This window comes from Bifidobacterium sp. LH_416, from assembly GCF_056357055.1.
This window is the reverse complement of sequence record NZ_JBKEVJ010000006.1, coordinates 117,253-136,609: the sequence shown is the minus strand read 5'-3', so window position 1 is coordinate 136,609 and position 19,357 is coordinate 117,253. Positions and strand designations below refer to the sequence as shown.

The following is a 19,357-nucleotide window of genomic DNA, read 5'->3' as shown; positions in this document are numbered from 1 at the left end:
GATTCTTACCAAGTGAGAGCAAAAGACACTTCTATTTCTGTACGACTACCCCTCAGTCGGCTTCGCCGACAGCTCCCCTGACAAAGGGAGCCAAAAAGAAACGAAATCATGCCGAACATAATCACCATAGACTCATCCGCGCAACAGCCACTCACCAATCGTCGCCGCACGCTGATTTTTATCAACATCATGCTGTCGTGCATCGCCACCACCATCATGGCCACGGCGCTGACTACCGCGTTGCCGCCCATTGCAACGGATCTCGGCGTCACGATGCAAACCGGCCAGTGGCTGACCAGCGGCTATTCACTCGCCATGGGCATCGTCATGCCGCTCACCGCGTTTCTCATCACCCGCTTCCCCACCAAGCCGTTGTATCTGATCAGCGCAGTACTGTTCATCATCGGTTCCCTGACATGCATTGCGCCCGTGCCATTCGCCGTTATCATGGGCGGGCGCGTGCTGCAAGCATGCGGCAACGGCCTGCTTATGGCGATGGCGCAGGTGGTGCTTATGACCATCTACCCCGACCAGCGCGGCACCATCATGGGTTGGTACGGACTCGTGGTCGGCGTCACACCGGTGATTGCGCCAACGCTTTCCGGCCTTATGGTTGACGCGTTCGGCTGGCGTTCCATCTTCTACCTGGTGATTAGCGTAATGGCACTGTCACTCATCATGGCATGCTTGGTATTCAGCAATGTGCTCAGCACGTCAAAGCGTTCTTTCGATACGCTGTCGTTCGCGATAAGCATTGTTGCGTTCGGCGGTGTGACGCTCGGCATTGGCAATATCAGCTCCCAACCATTCGTCAGCATCATGGTATTGCTGCCGCTCGTACTGGGTATCGCAGCTTCCATATGGTTCGTAATGCTGCAATTGAAGCGAGAGCGCCCGTTCCTTGACGTGCGCATTCTTCGCAATCGCAACTTTGCCCTGAGTGTGATTGGCAGCATGATTCTGTATTTCGCGATGATGGGTTCGTCGGTCATACTGCCGCTGTACGTGCAAACTATCAAAGGCGGCACGGCATCGATGGCTGGTCTGGTGAGCTTGCCGGGGTCGCTGGCGATGGCGATTATCAGCCCAATGGCTGGCAGATTGCACGATCGCTTTGGCGTGAAACGATTGCTGCTCATCGGCGGCATCTGCTTGACCGCCAGCAATCTTGCCATGGGATTGCTGCCGCTTGCCGCATCGATTTGGGTGGCATCCACGATTAACGTCATACGTTCGCTGGCGATCGGTTGCTTGATGATGCCGCTGGTGACGTGGGGCACTTCAGTCGCGGGCGACGGGCGCTTAGCCGACGCAAACGCGTTGCTCACCGCATTACGCACCATTGCCGGAGCCATCGGGCAAGCCGTTTTCGTCGGCATGATGACGGCGTTGGCCGCCGCTGGTCAGGCTCGCGGCATAAGCGCAGCCGCCGCAAACATGCATGGCATGAATCTCACATTCCTCGCCATGGCCGCGTGCGCCGCCCCACTCATCATCATGTCGCTTGCGTTCATGCGCAGCAACAAGGCCATCCACCACTGACTCAACCGATTTCATGCGATATACAGAACGAGCACCTTTCACATCACCTTTCACATCACTTTTCACCACATCGTTCTCATATTGTCCTGATTACACGAAAACAAAGGTATAAATAACTGCCATATACACGAAAACAGAGGTATAGCAATTCAGAGGTGCAGCAAGCGGCATCATGATTGAAATGCCAGAAACACTGGCAAACCGTAATCACATCGAACGCGGCATCCGGGAAAGCGTACGCTCAGCAAACATAACGCGCCGGATATTGTGCTGCACCATAATCAATCAGGCGATATCCAAATCGTTCAGTTATATCGAACTTTATCTATCTTTATAGGAGAAAATCTATCCATTTTTGACTTTATATACTTATATCCATTCGTCTGCTCTGTTATTGATTCAATTGTCAATTGACCGTTGACCGTTTCAACGAACACAGAGATCACACCGTCAAACCAATAATCGTCTGTATGTTCTGCGCTATCGCACGGCTGCAATCGCCTGTACGAATTGCTGCACGGATTCGGAAGGATCCAACGGATAGAACAAGCCGTATGGAATGGTCAGATTCCAGTCCACCGGCATTGCCTGAATCATCGGATGGATGCCTGTGCCGAAGGTACGGGCGAGAATCAGATCCCCGTTGGCGGCGCAGTCATTGAACTCATCAAACGTATATTGCGCGATATCAATCAGCGTGAGGTCGGGAACTGTTTCCAACAATTGACGTGCCGTATCCATCGCATCGTTGTCACCGACCTGCGGGATATGAATTCGTTGCCCCGCCAAATCGGACAGGCGGAGCACACCACCCGGCATCGCCACCAGCGGATTCGAGGCTGGCACTCCGATTTGCAACGGATATTCACCCAGTTTCAGAACCTGGCAGGGATGTTTCTGATGCTCCGGCGAAAACCCGCTGGCGGCCACATCGACTTCCTCGCCAAGATGGTCCAAAGCTGTCATGAACCCATCGGGAGCGTCCGGCATGGAAACCAGCTCCAGTCGAAGTTGATGTTCATGGCGCATTAGCCATGCCGACGCTCGCGGCCACAATTCCAACACGGGAGTAGCCGGGCGAAGCATCGAAATGGCAAGTCTCACCCTCGCTTCCTGTGTCTCCTCGAGTTGACGGGCATGACGCAAGGCTCGTTCGCTCTGGCTTATCAGACTTCGAGCATCGTCGACCAATGCATGCCCGGAGGCAGTGAGGCTCACTCCATTATTGGTGCGGTCGAACAGGGTAAGGCCATAGTCACGTTCAAAACCGGTGACCTGTTTGATCAATGCGGTGGAGGAAAGGTGCAGTTGCCGCGCGGCCTTATTGAAACTGCCGCATTCCGCCGCCGACAGGATGGCATCCAGTCGCTTGTCATACATATGGCATCTCCCCTATGCATTATTCTGCTTCTCCAGTTATAACCAAAAGAGTGCACTTGCGCCATAAAAGAAAGCAGTCCTGCACCGCACGAAGGCCACAGAGTATCTACAATGCATGTTCGTAAAGCATCGTCCAATATGTAGCGACGCGCAATAGTCAGAGGCGAGGATAGCAACGAATATGTCAACACAATCAGCGCAAATGCAGGAAGCCAGCCAATCACATAGCCACAAGCACGATGACTCATTCATGAACGGCAGCATTCTCCTGATTATGGCGGCAGCATTCTTTTACATGTCCGGCACCATGATGGGCACTACGCTGATTGTCGGCTATTCGCACACTTTGGGAGCGAGCGGAGAATTCGCCGGCATCATCGCCGGCACCATGAATATCATCTCGCTGTTCTGCCGACCATGGGCTGGTCGTTTCAGCGATCACGCACCGCTGAAACGATTCGCCATGATTGCCATCGTGCTACTGATTGCCGCCTATGCTGGATATGCATGGTCCGCCAATGCCGCATTCCTCTTTGCCGCGCGACTCATCAATGGCATTGGATTCTCCTGCCTGTCTGTTTGCCTTGCGGCATGGCTGACTGCGTTGATTCCTTTGGCTCATATCGGCAAAGGCATGGGTTATTACGGTATGGTCAATGCGCTTGCGATGGCGCTCGGCCCTGCCGCCGGCATCCGCATGAAGGCTGTGTTCGGCTATCGCGCGGCGTTTGCAATCTCCACGGCGGCGATGATTGTCGCGTTCATATTGGTGGCGTTCGTTCGCGATGGCGGATGCACCAGCCGCGCCTCCAATCGCGCCGGCCGCACACCGCAGACCGCCACGACCACAGCCGAGCAAACCAACACCGGCATTCGAGCCTTCATCAGTCAGACGATTTCCGTGCGCGTGATTCCGGTCGCCTTCGTATTCATGCTGTTCGCCATCCCCTACTGCGCCACGCAGTCGTATATCGTCACGTACGTCCAGGCTCGAAACCTGCCTGTGGATGTCAGCTTGTTCTTCCCCTTATACGCGGCGGCACTGCTGTTACTGCGCGTTTTGATGCGCAATCTCTTCGACCGCTGCCCATTCCGCTGGTTCCTATGGCTATGCTCAGCGTGCATGTTGATTTCGCTGGGAGCTCTTGCTTTCATGCGTAACGATGGAGTCCTGCTTATCGGGGCCATCTTCATGGCGGCGTCATACGGCATCATGAGTTCCGTCAGCCAATCCGATGCCGTGCGACTGGCCGGCGCTGGCCACGGCGGGCGCGGCAATGGCACGTATTACATCGGACTTGATCTAGGCATGGCTTTGGGCCCGATTATCGGCGGCTGGCTATACGCAAACCTCAACATCGCCTGGTTCTATCCTGCATTGATGATTACTATGCCACTCGCTATCGGCTCCTACTTCGTCATGAGTCGCGCACCGCACATGCGGTAAGCCACACCGCCTGGAAATCAGAAATCGAGAAACACAATCGGCGGTATTATGCGTAATGACGCATGCTGTTCCCGTCCAATTCGGGAGATGAAGCAAGGAGGCTTTTATGAAGACGCTGGTATTGATATTTCATCCGGATCTACAAGGTAAATCGCGCGCCAATAAGGCGTTGGCTGAAGCTGCAAGCGCTTTGCCGGCAGACACTGCGACCGTACGCGACGAGTACGCGCTCTATCCGGACGGTAAGATCGATGTGGCCGCCGAGCAGCAGGCCGTCGAAGCTGCTGACCGTATCGTATTCCAGTTCCCGTTGTATTGGTATTCCGCGCCAGCCCTGCTTAAGGAATGGGAAGACGAAGTGCTCGCTTATGGCTGGGCATACGGTCCAGGCGGCGAGGCGCTGAAATCCAAGGAAATCACAGTTGCCACTACCGCTGGCGGCCCGGAAACCGAATATCAGACCGCCGATAATGGCGCCACAATGGATGAGGTACTCTCCCCTTACCGCATGATGGCCCGCTACACGAATGCCACCTGGCTGAAGCCATTCGTCATGTTCGAGTCCATGGAGCGCAGCGATGACGACTTGGCCGCAATCGGTAAGGATTACCAAAAGTTCCTCGCTGAGTAACTTTTGAAACTCACACAGATCCCCGCACCAAACAAAACGCACAGCAGCGGCCAATTATTGAACATCTTTGCCTCACTTTTCGAGCCCTCTCACTAGTATCCACATTCGGCTATTGGAAAAGAGAGGAAGGAAGTTCTTATGGCCGCTATCACTATCGCAACTATCACCACCCTTGCTGCAGCAGCTCTGTGCCGCCTGTAAGGATTACAAATAGTTCTTATTTGAATCGCCCTGTGACGTATCGCCTTGCGGTACACCACAGGGCGTTTTTTTATTACCGCAACCATCAACATTGATCCCATCCGGCAATCACCGGTCAGCTTCGCCGTCCTCTTCGGCGAGGGCACAAAAAGGAATACGACACACCGTTTGCATACTTACCACCCATACTTGTATAGTTCATTCTGAGATATATCGGCTTGCAATATTACTGAGTGAGCCATGAGATATGCAAGCCAATCAGACCGATAAATCAAGGAGATACCCATGAAGACTCTGGTACTTGTATTCCACCCGTCCCTGAAGGGTCAGTCCCATGTCAACGCCGCGCTTGCCGAGGCTGCCGAAGGCCTGGAGAACGTGACCGTGCGCGACGAGTACGCTCTGTACCCGGACGGCAAGATCGACGTTAAGGCCGAGCAGGCCGCAATCGAAGCCGCTGATCGCGTGGTGTTCCAGTTCCCGCTGTACTGGTTCTCCTCCCCCGCTCTGCTCAAGACCTGGGAAGACGATGTGCTGGAGCACGGCTGGGCATACGGTTCTGAAGGCCACGCCTTCGAAGGCAAGGAATTCGCCGTCGCAGTCTCCACCGGCTCTCCGGAGTCCAAGTACCAGCCTGAAGGCGACAACAAGTTCACCATCGACCAGGTGCTCGTCCCGTTCCAGGGCACGGCCAACCACATCAACGCCACTTGGGTCAAGCCGTTCGTGACCTTCGGCTCCTTCGGCATCTCCGATGAGGCTCTGGCCGAAGCGGTCAAGAACTACAAGGATTACCTGACCAAGTAGTTATACCAATGGTTCTCTAATGGACTACCCCTCAGTCGGCTTTGTCGACAGCCCCCTGACAAGGGGAGCCAATTAGAGGGGGCAACGGCAATTACAACATCACGTAGCGCAAAGGGCGACCCTCGGAATTTTCCGGGAGCCGCCCTTTTGCGCTACCACGGCGAAACTATCGCTCCGATTACTTCACCGCAGTGAAGAAGAACCGCGGGAACGGGAAAATAATGCTGCCATCCGACTGCTTGGGGTAAGACTCACAAACACGGTCAAACACTGCGGACTCGAACTCCGCACGCTCGGCATCGTCTGGCAATGCCTGCAGGTACGGACGCAATCCCGTGCCGCGATACCAGTCCATAATGGCCTCATGCGATGGCAACGTATGCATATACGTCACCTTCCACATGCGGAAGCTAGCAGCATGCACGCGCAATAGCTCCCAGTATTCGGGCGGCGTGAGATTGTAGAACTCACGCTGTTGTGGCAGCCGGTCCGCATACGCTGGCGAATGCACGAGCTCGGCGATGATGCGATGAATCGGTTCCTCATAATTCATCGGTGTCTGCACAGCGAGCACCCCACCTTCACGTAAGAGGCCGAGCAACGCCGGAATCAATCGCGCATGATTCGGCACCCACTGAATACAAGCGTTGGAAAACACCATATCGAAATCATTTGGCAAATCCGCCAAAGCGGTTTGATTCGATACATCGCACAAAGCAAAATCGATATCCGGATGGGCGGCACGCGCTGATTCAATCATTTCCAGCGAATTATCCACGCCAAGAATCTCGGCGTGAGGGTACCGCCCACGCAATACCGCGGTGCTGTTGCCCGGTCCGCAGCCAATGTCCAGAACATGTTTGACCGAACCATCGTCGGGCGGCAATTGCATCGCCAGATCACGCGACGGCTGCGTGCGTTCGGCCTTGAATCGAAGATACTGTTCGGAATCCCATACAACCATGCGGCCCACGCTAGCCGCACCCAATACAGCGTCCATCTTATTGTCCGAATGGCAAACAATGGTGGTTTCTACGCGCGCATTGTGCGCATAGAAACCACCGAGCAGCAGTCACCGATTGCGCAATCGTTATTAGCGACGCAGCGTATCACCCCAATCAAGGAAGCGATCGACCTTCTCGCCGGTATCGCGTGCACCATTCGGGTCGATACCGGTGTCGAGCGTGGTGATCTCAGCCATATTCGCATCGGTCAGCTCGAAGTTGAAGATGTCGAGGTTCTCGCGCATACGCGTGGGGTTCGCGGACTTGACCACCGGCGTAATACCGCGCTGAATAAGCCAACGCAGCGCCACCTGAGCCACGGTCTTGCTATGCTCAGCCGCAATCTTCAGCATTGTTTCGTTGTCGAACAGACTTGCGGAACCGGCGGCCAGCGGCGCCCATGCCTCCATGTGCACACCGCGCTCGGCCATATAGGCTCGCTCCGCCTTGCGCTGAAAGCCGACATTCGCCTGAATGAAGTTCACCGTCGGCTTCATGTCCACGTGGTGCAGGAAGTCGGCGAGACGGGCGGAGTCCATGTTGTCCACGCCGATCGCGCGGATGCGGCCTTCGGCGACCAGCTCCTCCATCGCCTTCCATGCGCCGAACACGTCGTTGTACGGCTGGTGGATCAGGTACAGGTCCACGTAGTCGAGGCCGAGACGGTCGAGCGAACGTTCGAACGCGGGGCGCGCGAGTTCGCGGGTGGTGTCCGTGATCCACAGTTTGGTGGAGACGAACAGATCCTCGCGCCTGATGCCGGATTCGGCGATGGCCTTGCCCACCGCCTCCTCGTTCTGGTATGCGGTGGCCGTATCGATGTATCGGTAGCCGGCCTCAAGCGCATCGTTCACCGAGCGCTCACACTCCTCGAGGTTGTCCATGCGGAAAACGCCGTAGCCCAAAGCCGGCATCTCCACGCCATTGTTCAATGTGACAGTTTGCATTGGTATTCCTTACTGTTGTGTATGCATTTAGCGTTATTGATGATTCATGATTTCCGATTACACCAGCCAGTCGGCAACACGCTGGGTAGTCCTCACCTCATCGTTTTGCGCGGTGGCGCCACGGATTGCAAGGCCCGGCAATACATTCGCCCCGGTCACGTCGGCGATAGAGACGACCGTGTCGGCCAGCCCGCTGCCTTCATGCGTGCAGAATGGACGAATCGTTACACCCGCCCAATCGCGGCTTTCAAGGAAGGTATATACGGGCATCGGCATATCCGCCCACCAGATTGGATAGCCGAGGTAAACGGTATCCGCCGCGTCAAGCGCAGCGAGCGCATCTGTGCCAGCAGTATCGCTCTTCAGCGTGAATGCCGGACGCACCTGGTCATTGCGCTCGCGGGTGGCCTGTGCCACGGCCTGGTTATAGACATATGGATACGGCTCGACCGGCACGATCTCGATGCGCGGCGCGCCAGTCTGTTTTGCGAGCTCGGCAGCCACTTTGTCGGTGTTGCCGACCTCAATCTCCCCTACCGTATAGTTCTCGCCAGTGCGGGAAAAGTAGACGATTACCGAGTTTCCAGCATTGGAATCAGCCATGTTTATTCCACCCTTTTTCTTTCTTGTCTAGGTTAATCGTTTCACCGCTTACGGTTGCGAACATCACGATTCTGACGATATGACAGCCGGTTTTCCATTACAAATAGTGTCATTTGATACAATTACATAAGAAAAGTGCATACATTTCAGCACTAGGAGCAACGATTCAGACGGAAGGCAGTACAGTCATGGAACTTCGTGTATTACGCAATTTCATTACTGTGGTCGAGGAGGAAGGTGTCAGCGCGGCAGCCGATGTGCTGCGCATCAGCCAGCCGGCGCTCTCTCGTCAAATCAAAGAACTCGAAGAAGAGCTCAGCGTCACCCTATTCGAGCGCGGCAATCGCGGCCGCGCTCTTGAGCTTACCGAGGAGGGTCGGTTACTGTACCGCCGCGCACGTGAAATCACAGAGCTGGCCGAACGAGCCAAAACCGAAGTGATGACCGGCGAAGAAGTGACCGGCGACGTGCATATCGCTGCAGCACAAACCGCAGTAATGCGTGTGCTCGCGCGAGCTGCAGTCATCTTGCGTGAGCGTCATCCGCAGGTGCGCGTCCGACTGCATGATGACTACGGCACGAACATCGTTGAACGACTCGATAATGGTCTTGCCGATTTCGGCGTGCTGGTGCAACCAACTGATATGAGCCGTTACGACTACATGCCATTGCCAGGCGGCGACCCGATGGGCGTGCTTATGCGCCACGACCATCCGCTTGCCTCACATGAGGCGATCACCGCTGCCGACCTGAAAGACACTCCAATCATCGTGCCGCAAGGCGTGATTATCCGCGGCAATCTGTCCGGCTGGTTTGGGCATAGCATGAAATCACTCAACATCGTGGGCACGATGAACCTTATGTATAACGCCAGCTGCTTCGCGCAAGAGGGTTTCGCCTGTGTCATCGGCCCGCAACGACTGGTGGATACGACTTGGGAGTCAGGGCTGGTGTTCCGACCGCTTGATCCACCCGCCAACACCCAGCTGGCCATCGCATGGAAACGCAACCAGCCGCTCACCCCGCCCGCTGCCGCATTCCTTGAAATCCTGCGCACGATGGTCTAAACGCCGGCGGGAACGAAGCCGCATAATGGATATCAACGCAAAGTAGTCAATCGACAATAGCCGATCAACAATTGTCAAACAACAACAAAGGAGTTGAACATGACCGCAAACCAGTACGACGTCACCGCCGATCTCACACCCGAGGGCCTCGCAGAATGGCAGCGCATGGTGGCCGGCGAAGTCTATGAAGACTCGCATCCGGAAATCGAGCGCAAGCGCGCGGAGGCCAAGAAGCTATTCGTTGCCTACAATCGCACCGATTACGAGGACACCGCAACCCGCCGCGAAATCATGGAGCAGCTGTTCGCTTCAGTGGGCGAGGATGTGTTCATCGAGCCGAATTTCCGTTGCGAGGTGGGGCGTAATATCACCATCGGCTCGCATGCCTACATTAATTTCGACTGCGTGATGCTCGACAATGCACCGATCACGCTCGGCGATTATGTGTGGATTGCGCCAATGGTGGGCTTGTTCGCCACCAATCATGCGCTTGATTTCGAGGAGCGTAAGAATGGTGCTTGCCAGGCCAAGCCGATTGTGATCGGGGATGGCGTATGGTTGGGCGGTCATGTGACCGTGCTCGGCGGCGTGACTATCGGTCGCGGTTCGGTCATCGGTGCCGGCTCAGTGGTCACCAAAGATATTCCGGCCGGTGTGATTGCCGTCGGCAACCCGGCACGCGTACTTCGTCCTATCACCGAAGCGGATAAAACCGGCTTCTGCGAGCGCATTGCCGCACGTAATGCGGCGCGCAACGCCACCCGCAACGCATAGAGCCGTCTCCGATACCCAAAACGGCCACTTGCCATAGCCGAATCGTCATTATGTACGCGCGTCAACCAAACACCCGCAAACATAATGACGATTTCCACCTCCAAAACGTCATTATGTTTGCGGGTAGTACGTTGAGCCGCGTACTTAATGATGATTTAGGTGTTCTAGCCGTCATTATGTACGCGGACAGTTGGTGAAGCCGCGTACATAATGACGGTTGATGGCCAACGGAGGCCGGAGGTCGGTGGAGAATAGCCACCATCGAGAGCGGTCAGTCTTGGACGCCCTGCCATTGGAAACACCCCATCGGCGTATAGTCCGCCAATCGACCCACACCCCGGCTACAGCCTTCCAGACCAGTTGGCTGTTTTCTCGTATACGGGATTGAACCCGGCCATTGGCACACCGGCGTCAAGCAGTTTTTGAATCAGAGGTGTCCGCTGGATGACCTCGTCGAAATTCGTGCGAATAATGCTAGACGCACCGGCTCGTTGCAATACATTTTCGCGTTCTTTTTCTGAATGAACCACAGCTTGTATGCTGCGCCGGTTGGTCATAGCTGGGTCGACATATTTAGCAGTACCATCGAATTCCAATATGATGATTCGCCCATCAGGAGTGTACCAAACGAAATCAACTCGATATTCCTTCCACGGAGCATCAGGGTCGATAAACACATGCTGCAAGTCCGGCACCACGAAACCAGCTTCGATAATTACAGCCCGGCAGAGCGATTCTCCACCATTCTCACTCAGAGGATCCATGTAATAGACCAGCCGGAGCACGCGTCCACAGTCCACGCGCAGCCCATCGCAAATATCCGTGATCTGCTCGGCTGTAACCAGTTTCTGCCGTACTGCGGAGTCGAACATTGGTAAAGCTTGAGAAAATGAGTAGCGCAGTCCGCAATCGACCAGCGTACGTGCCGGTGAGGTTATCGGGATAATGCTGGTGATTTCGCAAGGTTTTTGGCGTTGGAGCGCTTGTTGCATCGCTTGCATCTCTGGTCGACCTGGGAATATGGTGGCCTGCAGTCCATCGCTGTTGCGGTAATTCGCAAGTGTTGCGAGGGGTGGATTCGTTGCCGTGACATGTTTGATGGCGGCATTCGAACGTTGCGCAGGACCGGTGGGTTTGGCGATGAAAACGGTGTTGTCTTCATGCAGCGACCAGTTATGATCCAGTTGCATTATTGTTGCAGCACTCAGCCCCGCGAAAATACGTGTTGGAAACTGTCCGGATAATGTTCGAATAATATGCTGAGCCTGCTCTATTGGATTCAATGACTGCCAATATGCATTGCGTGCATACATATTGCGGAATGGTCGGGTCAGATACCCATTGCGAATCCTGGTTTGTACTGCCTGGCGTTGCGTGTTGGTAGCTGGATAAAAGCAGCGGCGGTTGTGCTCGGCGTCATTGCAGAGTTGCTCAATGTCGTGATGTGTGCTCATATTGCCATGATTGAGCGACTGTTCTCTTCTGCGCAAGCTCAAACGGGGTATGTGGTTCTAGCTTCCGTTTTTGACAGTCTGTCATGTGGATAACTCGGTAAGAATGGTTCGTTTGTGCGCGTTTATGTTCGCTTGCGGTGCGCTGGGCTGGTGTGATGTGACGCCTTCGCGAAGCTGGGGCAGATGGGAAGGCTGCCCGCAATCATTATGTTTGCGGCTCAACGTGCATGCCGCAAACATAATGATGATTTTGGGGCTGGAAACATCACTATGTACGCGTGCCAACCTGGCAGTCGCAAACATAATGACGATTTCCACCTCCAAAACATCACTATGTTTGCGGGTAGTACGTTGAGCCGCGTACTTAATGACAGTTTGGCAGCGAAAATGCTTGGCAGAGCCAGCAACCCCACCGACTACGCCGTGTGCTATCACGACTGCTGCACGATGAGGGCATCGGTGTCGCGATCGTAGACAGTGCGCGGGTCGAGCAGGGAATAACCGAGAGAATTGGAGTCCCAAGCCTCCTGCTCACGAGAGGTGAGATATCGAAACCCCTTCATGCGAATGTAGCCATTGCATACTTCCATTCGAGCTTGGAGCTTCTGCCCCTGATATTCGCAAGGGATGCAGAACTCCATGACGTCGCAGGCACGAAACAGAATGAATCGCACATTGTATGTGTACCATTCTCCGCCTGGCGAGTAGCGGTCTGGTGCTGCGATAAGGCGGACCGCTCCCCATCTTGGGCGAATGGCAACGAGACTAATCGGTCGATGCCAGAGTCGAAGCCGAAGCCATACGCAACCCGCCAACAGGGGCAGCACAATACAGAAAAGCACAACGGCTTCACGTATCTTCGGAAAATCGCCAAGCATAAACGTATCTAGGATTTGCACCACAATCACGCCAAGACCGGAGCAGCATACTACGAACATCACGGTGCTCCGTGCGCGCCCAATCCATACGCGCAATGCCAGTTTGCGATCGCCAGGAACCCAACCTTCATCCATAATCCACGATTATGCCAGTTCGGGAAATCTCTTGCAGCGCCGCGCAATATTCTGAAAATCAGTGCTCTGCAAATGCCGAGGAGTGAATTATGCGTTTGTCTGTATACGGCTATACACTCAGGCACCATGTGTTGTTCGCTTTGCATGACGATGGCGCGATTCGCGTTGAGGCCCGCAATCTAACGCGGTAAAGCCCGATGACGGGCTGAAGTGTACCTGCTGCAGAAAATGCAGGTATGCGAATTCGTCGTACACACATTGATTTCGCACGATTGCGAAACCGCTAGATAGCTGATTGATTCCTGTTCACTGATTACAGCACTTGTCTTTTGCGCGTCAGATACTCGGACTTCGGCTAAGCGGTTATGCGTTCGCGTGAGTAGAGGAAAACAGGAACGCTTATGTCCCAATCGTCTTTGGAAGACCCTATCGATTTCTCGCCTGCAACCGAAACAGAGTATTCATCCGATTTGGCAACTAGTCAATTCACCCAATCTGACCCACTTGAACAAGACTGGCTACGCCGTGCTGTGCTATTGCTTACCGGTCAGGCGTTTTCAATGCTTGGCTCCAGCATTGTGCAGTTCGCCATCTGGTGGTGGATTGTACTGCAAACCCGAACCGGCTCGGCCATGCTGCTAGCCACATTGTTCGGCGTGCTGCCGCAGTCTTTGGTCTCCGTTTTTGGCGGACCTATGGCAGATCGGTACAACCGAAAAGCGCTGATTGTTCTGCCTGATTTGATGATCGCGACCGTCACTGTGGTGCTGTCTGTGAGCTTCGCAATGAACTGGGCAAATCTGTCGCTGATTTTCATAGTGCTGTTTATCCGATCGGCTGGAGCGGGAATTCAGGAGCCCGCGGTACAGTCGTTTATTCCGGACATCGTACCGACCGGCAAGCTCCTACGAATCAATTCGATATTCGGCGTCATTAATTCGGCGAATAGGATTGCGGCACCGGCGCTCGCGGCCGTACTGATTAATATGGTTCCGCTCTGGTCGATTCTGTTGGTTGATGTGACCACTGCGGTTATTGGCGTAGGATTTGTGATGCTGATTCGCGCGCCTCGCTCGGCTCAGCGAAGTGATGCAGCTGGTACTGTTGCTGAAACTAGTCCCGTGGCTATACTGCGGCGAACCTTCGCTGATTTGAAGATTGGTTTATTGTACGCGATGAAGCATCCGTATTTGAAGGGTGCAATTCTTGGAGATGCTTTGACTTGTTGTGTTGCCGTGGCGCCAATGAATCTAACGCTGCTGCTCATGACTCGCGAATACGAGGGCATCGATCTGAATCTTGGATTCATAAATCTCGCTACCGCATCCGATAAGCTTGCGGCCAATGAACTGGGGCTCAGCGTTGGCCTGCTGCTTGGTGGTGCGATGATGTCTGCGATTGGCCCAAAGTTGTTGCACAATAGTCTTACTCAGATGCGAGCGATTGCGTTCGGTATTGCAATGGTGGGCATTACTGTCATCGGCCTTGGCACGGTACGGAACCTAATACTGTTCCTGATTGTCGATGTGCTCAATGGTGTGGCGTCCGCGATATGCGTCGGACCGATGCGTACCGTCATGCAAACCGAATCCGATGAATCAATGACCGGCCGCGTATTCGGCCTCGATACCATGCTCTCCACGCTTGGTATGCCGCTGGGCATGCTGATTTTTGCACCGCTTGCTGATGTGATTCCGATTGCGTGGGTATTCATTGCCGGTGGTTTGCTGGCAATGCCGGTTGCCTGGTATGTGCTTGCATTGTCGCGCAAGCACATACCGGCGCGGGCTTAACAGGGCTGACGGGGCGTGACGCCGGCTGTGAATCATCATTATGTACGCGGCTTCACCAACTGTCCGCGTACATAATGACGATTTGCGGGCGATAACCATCATTATGTTTGCAGAATATACGTCCGACCGCGTACTTAGTGACGATTTTCAACCCAAAATCGTCATCATGTTTGCGGCTGCTAGGTTGGGACGCAAACTTAATGACGTCCCAACCATGTCCTGACTATCCGCCCCGATCGCACCCGCCATCCGGCCACGTCTCAACCGTCTAGCCACACCCCAGCTTCATAAACCGCGCCTACAATGATGGCAACGCAAACATCACTGGAATATCAACGCTTTGCAACAGCCAAGGAGGCTATCGATGGATAACGCGAAACGGCGCGAGGAACAGCTGCCTTACCATTACGACGACCCGAGCATTATGGGCGGCCAACTCGAATATCAGGAGAAGCTCTGGGAATTCAACCAGACGCATCCCACCGACCAAGAGGGCAAACAGAAACTGCTCAAGGAGATGTTCGCCGAAATTGGCGACGGCTGCCATGTGGAGACACCTGCGCACGCCAATTGGGGCTTCCATCATGTGCACATGGGCAAAGGCATCTACTGCAATGTCAACTTCACCTGCGTGGACGATGCCGATATCACTATCGGCGATTGGTGCATGTTCGGTCCGAACGTGGTCATTGCCACGGCAGGCCATCCGATACTGCCGGTACTGCGCGAGCACCATTACGTATATTGCATTCCGGTTACCATCGGCCGCAATGTATGGGTCGGCGCAAACGTAACCATCCTACCGGGCGTGACCATTGGAGATAACTGCGTTATCGGCGCAGGCTCGGTGGTGAGCCACGACATTCCAGACAACACCGTGGCCTATGGCGTGCCATGCAAAGCCGTACGCCCCATCGGCGAAAAAGATAAAGAGTTCTACTACAAGAATCGCAAACTTGACGTATGGGAATAGTCAAAACACGGTTATGCCAATGCTCAGCACTGCATATCCATGTCAACTCCGCGTCGCTTACTCGCCGTCAGTCGCAGCCGCGTCTTCTTTCAGCGCGCGCAGCAGTGCCTTGTCTCGCTGTTCGATGACACGCTTGCCGTCCTCGCCCTGCCAGGAGAAGAAGCCTTGGCCGGTTTTTGCTCCAAGATTGCCAGCCTTGACCTTTTCGGCAAGCAGTGGCGAGGGGCCAGTGCCGTTGTCCATGTCGTCGAACAGGTAGGTGCTGATGTTGTAGAACACGTCGAGTCCGCCAAGGTCGATGCTGGCCACTGGGCCCACAAGATTCCAGCGGCGGCCGAGACTGTATTTCATCACATCATCCACGGTTGCGGCGTCTGCGATGCCTTCCTGGATGATGTGGAATTCCTCGCGCAGTACGGCCATCTGCAGTCGGTTACCTACGAAGCCCAGCGATTCCTTCTTGATTTTCGCAGGCTTCTTGCCAATAAGGTTCATCAGATCGAAGGTCACATCCACCACGTGCGGATCAGTGTGAGTACCCGGAACGACTTCTACGAGCGGCATCAACTGGGCTGGGTTCCAGAAGTGGGCCACCACGAATCGCTCCGGCACGTCCAACACCGACTGGATCGCCGTGGGACTCAGACCGGACGTATTGGTGGCGAAAATCGCATCACGCGGAGCAAATCGTTCAATTTCACGCCAGACATTCTGCTTGACTTCCAGGTTTTCCGCCACCGATTCGATGATGAAATCAGCATCGGCCACGCCTTGTTCATATCCGACAATCGGCGCGATACGGGCGAGCACATCATCCACGCTCTCGCCGTCGCGCAGCAGTCCGGCACCGGCAAAAGTCTCAGCATCCGCGCGAATCCGCTTCATCGCCCGGTCAAGCGAGGCTTCGCTACGGCCTACCAAACGCGTCGAATACCCAGCGAGCGCGAACTGCAACGCGATGGCGTGGCCCATCGTGCCTGTGCCAACATTGGCAATCACCTTAATATCGTGCGCATCACGTTGAGCCAATCCTTGTTCCTGCACCATCGCCACCATCTCCATTCGTCTTCGTACCGATGATTCAGCTCAGTTCCCGATTATGCCACTGATTCCACGCCCGCAGCAGCACCCAATTCCATCATTATGTACGCGCGCCAACCTGTCTCCCGCAAACATAATGACGTTTTTCGCCCTCAAATCGTCACTATGTTTGCGTCACACACGTTCAGCCGCGTACATAATGACGATTCCAAGGCTCAAACCATCATTATGTTTGCGACATGTTCGTTGAACCGCGTACATAATAACGATTCAGCCTGCGCAGGGTCCCTTATTCCACTAACGACGCCACTGCTCCGCAATGTCAAGGAACGATTCGACGCTTTCTCCGTCATTACGGCCACCGAAGCAGCTGACACCCGTATCAAGTCCGGCAATGGCCTCCATGTCCGCCGAATCCAACTCGAAGTCAAACACATCAAGGTTCTCTCGCATGCGCACCGAATTCGCCGACTTGACGACCGGCACAATACCGCGCTGGATGAGCCAGCGCAGTACGACCTGAGCAACCGTCCTGTCATGCGAAGCCGCGATGGTCTTTAGCGTCTCGTTCTCGAACAAACTTTCCGCGCCATGGCTGAGCGGCGACCATGCCTCCATGGTCACACCTCGACTGGCCATGTACGCGCGTTCACTTTCGCGTTGGTAGCCAACGTTCGCTTCCACGAAGTTGACGGCTGGCTTGGTGCCAGCGAAGTGCAGGAAGTCAGCAAGACGAGCCGAATCCATATTGTCGACACCAATCGCACGTACACGGCCGCTCTCCACCAGCTCCTCCATGGCCCGCCACGCACCGAACACATCGTTGTACGGCTGATGAATGATGTACAAATCCACGTAGTCAAGTCCAAGTCGGTCAAGCGAACGCTCGAACGCCGGCTTGGCGAGATCGTAGGTTACGTCGGTAACCCACAACTTGGTTGCCACGAAGAGGTCCTCGCGAGCAATGCCGGAAGAGGCAATCGCACGGCCTACAGCTTCCTCGTTACGATATGCAGTGGCAGTATCGATATACCGGTAGCCGGCTTCGAGGGCTTCGCCGACCGCGCGTTCGCATTCAGCAAGATCTTCCATGCAGTAGACACCATAACCGATCATCGGCATGGTAGCTCCGGTATTGAGCGTGATGTATTCCATAATGATTCCTTTCAGTTTTTTCAGTTCGATCAAGTTCGATTCCGTTTGGCCAGCATCCGGCCTTCAGCGATCTCGCCAGCGAACAACCTCGAAAATCAGCACGTAGACGAGCAGCAGTGCCGAAGCCAAGAACACGGTGCGCAAGGCCATATCAAGCGAGGGCAGGAATGTAGCGATAACGCCGAACACGGCAACACCGATGGCACCGCCGACTTGGCGGAAGGTGTTGAACATGGCGGACGCAATGCCCGCCTGCGAAACGTTCACGCTTTTCAGCACGACTCCGGCAGCAGCCGGCGTGGTGATGGCCGCGCCGAAGCCCACTACGCTCAGTCCCACCGCAATCACCCACACCGGCACCGGCCGCGGGGAAAGGAATTCAAAAAGAAATCCAGCGATCATAATGCTCAGCCCCAGTGTGATAGAGAATTTGGAACTGTGTGCAGTAACGATTCGACCACCCATGAGGTTGCCGAAAATGGTGATGAATGCGGATGGAACAAATACCAGCCCGGCTGCGAACGCACCCATGCTCAGTTCGTTTTGCAGGAACATCGTGCAGATGAACACCATGCCATACCAGTTGAAAATCATGATGAAACCGATCTGCAACGCCACTTGCATGCCGCGCACATGAAACAGGCCAAGCGGCATCATCGGAAATGTGACTTTGGCTTGAGAGATGCCAAACGCCACTATCAGCGCAATACCGGCAGCCAACAGAATAAGGGTTATTGGAGCAGACAATCCAGCCGAACCGACTTCAATAATGCCTGCCACGAGTGCGCTTAATCCCAGTAAAGCCAGAATCTGGCCGATCCAATCGAACTTGGTCGCACGCGGCGTGGAAGCTACGATGCGCGGCGCCATGGCCAGAATCGCCAAACAGAACGGTACATTGATTGCAAACACCAGACTCCAGTGAATCGGAGTCAGCAGTCCGCCGAGCAGTGGCCCTACCGCGGAGGCCGACGCGCCGCCCGCACCCCATAAGGCAAGCGCCCATGCGCGGTATCGCGGGTTTGGACTTGCCTCATTAATCAGCGCCATCGACGCCGGCAACAGCAGCGCCGAAGCCACGCCGAGCACGCAACGCCCCGCGACCAGCGCCATCATCGACCATGCAAACGAGCAGAACAACGAGGCGCCACCGAACAAGGCCGCGCCAATCATGAAAATGCGCTTGGCACCAAACTGGTCCGCAAGGCTGCCGGCAAACAGCAGTAACGCCGCGAACAGCAGCGTGTATCCATCCACCACCCACTGTTGTACGGCCATGTCTCCGCCAAGGTCCGCTGCGATGGTGGGTAAGGCAACGTTGACGATGAGCACATCCATGCCTGCCAGGAATGATGCGATTGCCGCTGCCGCAGTGGTGAGGTTCGCGGAATACTTCGATACAGAACTCACTATGCTCTTCTCTACATATACTTTTGGTTATTGCGTGAGACAGTGTACGCTGGAAAAGTGCTGTGATAGATGGGTTTATAGATGATTATGGTTTACACTGTATAAGCTATTGGTT

The 19,357-nt window shown here is 54.8% G+C and carries 17 protein-coding genes; 8 read left to right on the top strand and 9 right to left on the bottom strand.

The window, feature by feature from the left end; translation table 11 throughout:
• Positions 1-108: 108 nt before the first annotated feature.
• Entirely contained in the window at positions 109-1,542 is a 1,434-nt protein-coding gene (locus AC1AY0_RS11020) for a DHA2 family efflux MFS transporter permease subunit (protein WP_476526412.1), read from the top strand.
• Between the two features lie 480 nt (positions 1,543-2,022).
• Here the strand turns inward: AC1AY0_RS11020 and AC1AY0_RS11015 are convergent, their stop codons facing one another.
• The gene (locus tag AC1AY0_RS11015) at positions 2,023-2,922 is read right to left on the bottom strand and encodes a LysR family transcriptional regulator (protein WP_476523743.1); all 900 of its coding nucleotides are present in this window, start codon (positions 2,920-2,922) and stop codon (positions 2,023-2,025) included.
• 181 nt (positions 2,923-3,103) lie between these two features.
• Here AC1AY0_RS11015 and AC1AY0_RS11010 point away from each other — a divergent pair, with 181 nt between their 5' ends.
• The 3 genes from AC1AY0_RS11010 (at position 3,104) to AC1AY0_RS11000 (ending at position 6,008) form a co-directional block, all read left to right on the top strand.
• Entirely contained in the window at positions 3,104-4,369 is a 1,266-nt protein-coding gene (locus tag AC1AY0_RS11010) for an MFS transporter (RefSeq protein ID WP_476523745.1), read from the top strand.
• Between the two features lie 106 nt (positions 4,370-4,475).
• Positions 4,476-5,000, top strand: a complete 525-nt coding sequence (locus tag AC1AY0_RS11005) for an NAD(P)H-dependent oxidoreductase (RefSeq protein ID WP_476523746.1) — start codon at positions 4,476-4,478, stop codon at positions 4,998-5,000.
• 486 nt (positions 5,001-5,486) lie between these two features.
• Complete coding sequence (locus AC1AY0_RS11000) at positions 5,487-6,008, top strand: NAD(P)H-dependent oxidoreductase (RefSeq protein WP_476523747.1); 522 nt, start codon at positions 5,487-5,489, stop codon at positions 6,006-6,008.
• Between the two features lie 178 nt (positions 6,009-6,186).
• On the opposite strand, the gene AC1AY0_RS10995 is transcribed toward AC1AY0_RS11000, so the two are convergent.
• The 3 genes from AC1AY0_RS10995 to AC1AY0_RS10985 all read right to left on the bottom strand — a co-directional run bounded on the left by AC1AY0_RS10995 (position 6,187) and on the right by AC1AY0_RS10985 (position 8,562).
• Positions 6,187-7,008, bottom strand: coding sequence for a methyltransferase domain-containing protein (locus AC1AY0_RS10995; protein WP_476523748.1), 822 nt, complete (start codon positions 7,006-7,008; stop codon positions 6,187-6,189).
• A gap of 93 nt (positions 7,009-7,101) precedes the next feature.
• Positions 7,102-7,959 (bottom strand): aldo/keto reductase, encoded by an 858-nt coding sequence (locus tag AC1AY0_RS10990; RefSeq protein ID WP_476523749.1) that lies wholly within the window; start codon positions 7,957-7,959, stop codon positions 7,102-7,104.
• Positions 7,960-8,016: 57 nt separating this feature from the next.
• Positions 8,017-8,562 carry a flavodoxin gene (locus tag AC1AY0_RS10985; protein ID WP_476523751.1) on the bottom strand — a complete coding sequence of 182 codons (546 nt, stop codon included), beginning with the start codon at positions 8,560-8,562 and terminating at the stop codon, positions 8,017-8,019.
• Between the two features lie 188 nt (positions 8,563-8,750).
• Between AC1AY0_RS10985 and AC1AY0_RS10980 the strand changes: the two genes are divergently transcribed.
• Both AC1AY0_RS10980 and AC1AY0_RS10975 read left to right on the top strand, forming a co-directional pair.
• Positions 8,751-9,629: a LysR family transcriptional regulator gene (locus AC1AY0_RS10980; protein ID WP_476523752.1), complete on the top strand. Its 879-nt coding sequence runs from the start codon at positions 8,751-8,753 to the stop codon at positions 9,627-9,629.
• Between the two features lie 99 nt (positions 9,630-9,728).
• The gene (locus tag AC1AY0_RS10975; protein ID WP_476523754.1) at positions 9,729-10,403 is read left to right on the top strand and encodes a sugar O-acetyltransferase; all 675 of its coding nucleotides are present in this window, start codon (positions 9,729-9,731) and stop codon (positions 10,401-10,403) included.
• A 341-nt stretch (positions 10,404-10,744) separates the two neighbouring features.
• On the opposite strand, the gene AC1AY0_RS10970 is transcribed toward AC1AY0_RS10975, so the two are convergent.
• The gene (locus AC1AY0_RS10970; RefSeq protein WP_476526410.1) at positions 10,745-11,857 is read right to left on the bottom strand and encodes a CTP synthase; all 1,113 of its coding nucleotides are present in this window, start codon (positions 11,855-11,857) and stop codon (positions 10,745-10,747) included.
• Positions 11,858-12,288: 431 nt separating this feature from the next.
• Positions 12,289-12,870 carry a hypothetical protein gene (locus AC1AY0_RS10965; RefSeq protein WP_476526408.1) on the bottom strand — a complete coding sequence of 194 codons (582 nt, stop codon included), beginning with the start codon at positions 12,868-12,870 and terminating at the stop codon, positions 12,289-12,291.
• Between the two features lie 401 nt (positions 12,871-13,271).
• Between AC1AY0_RS10965 and AC1AY0_RS10960 the strand changes: the two genes are divergently transcribed.
• Complete coding sequence (locus AC1AY0_RS10960) at positions 13,272-14,663, top strand: MFS transporter (protein ID WP_476523756.1); 1,392 nt, start codon at positions 13,272-13,274, stop codon at positions 14,661-14,663.
• Positions 14,664-15,027: 364 nt separating this feature from the next.
• On the top strand, positions 15,028-15,636 hold the full coding sequence (locus AC1AY0_RS10955; RefSeq protein ID WP_476523757.1) for a sugar O-acetyltransferase: 609 nt from the start codon (positions 15,028-15,030) through the stop codon (positions 15,634-15,636).
• Between the two features lie 57 nt (positions 15,637-15,693).
• Here the strand turns inward: AC1AY0_RS10955 and AC1AY0_RS10950 are convergent, their stop codons facing one another.
• The 3 genes from AC1AY0_RS10950 to AC1AY0_RS10940 all read right to left on the bottom strand — a co-directional run bounded on the left by AC1AY0_RS10950 (position 15,694) and on the right by AC1AY0_RS10940 (position 19,242).
• Positions 15,694-16,683: a 3-hydroxyacyl-CoA dehydrogenase family protein gene (locus AC1AY0_RS10950; RefSeq protein WP_476523759.1), complete on the bottom strand. Its 990-nt coding sequence runs from the start codon at positions 16,681-16,683 to the stop codon at positions 15,694-15,696.
• Positions 16,684-16,974: 291 nt separating this feature from the next.
• Complete coding sequence (locus AC1AY0_RS10945; RefSeq protein ID WP_476523760.1) at positions 16,975-17,832, bottom strand: aldo/keto reductase; 858 nt, start codon at positions 17,830-17,832, stop codon at positions 16,975-16,977.
• A gap of 63 nt (positions 17,833-17,895) precedes the next feature.
• Positions 17,896-19,242 carry an MFS transporter gene (locus AC1AY0_RS10940; RefSeq protein WP_476523762.1) on the bottom strand — a complete coding sequence of 449 codons (1,347 nt, stop codon included), beginning with the start codon at positions 19,240-19,242 and terminating at the stop codon, positions 17,896-17,898.
• Positions 19,243-19,357 lie beyond the last annotated feature (115 nt).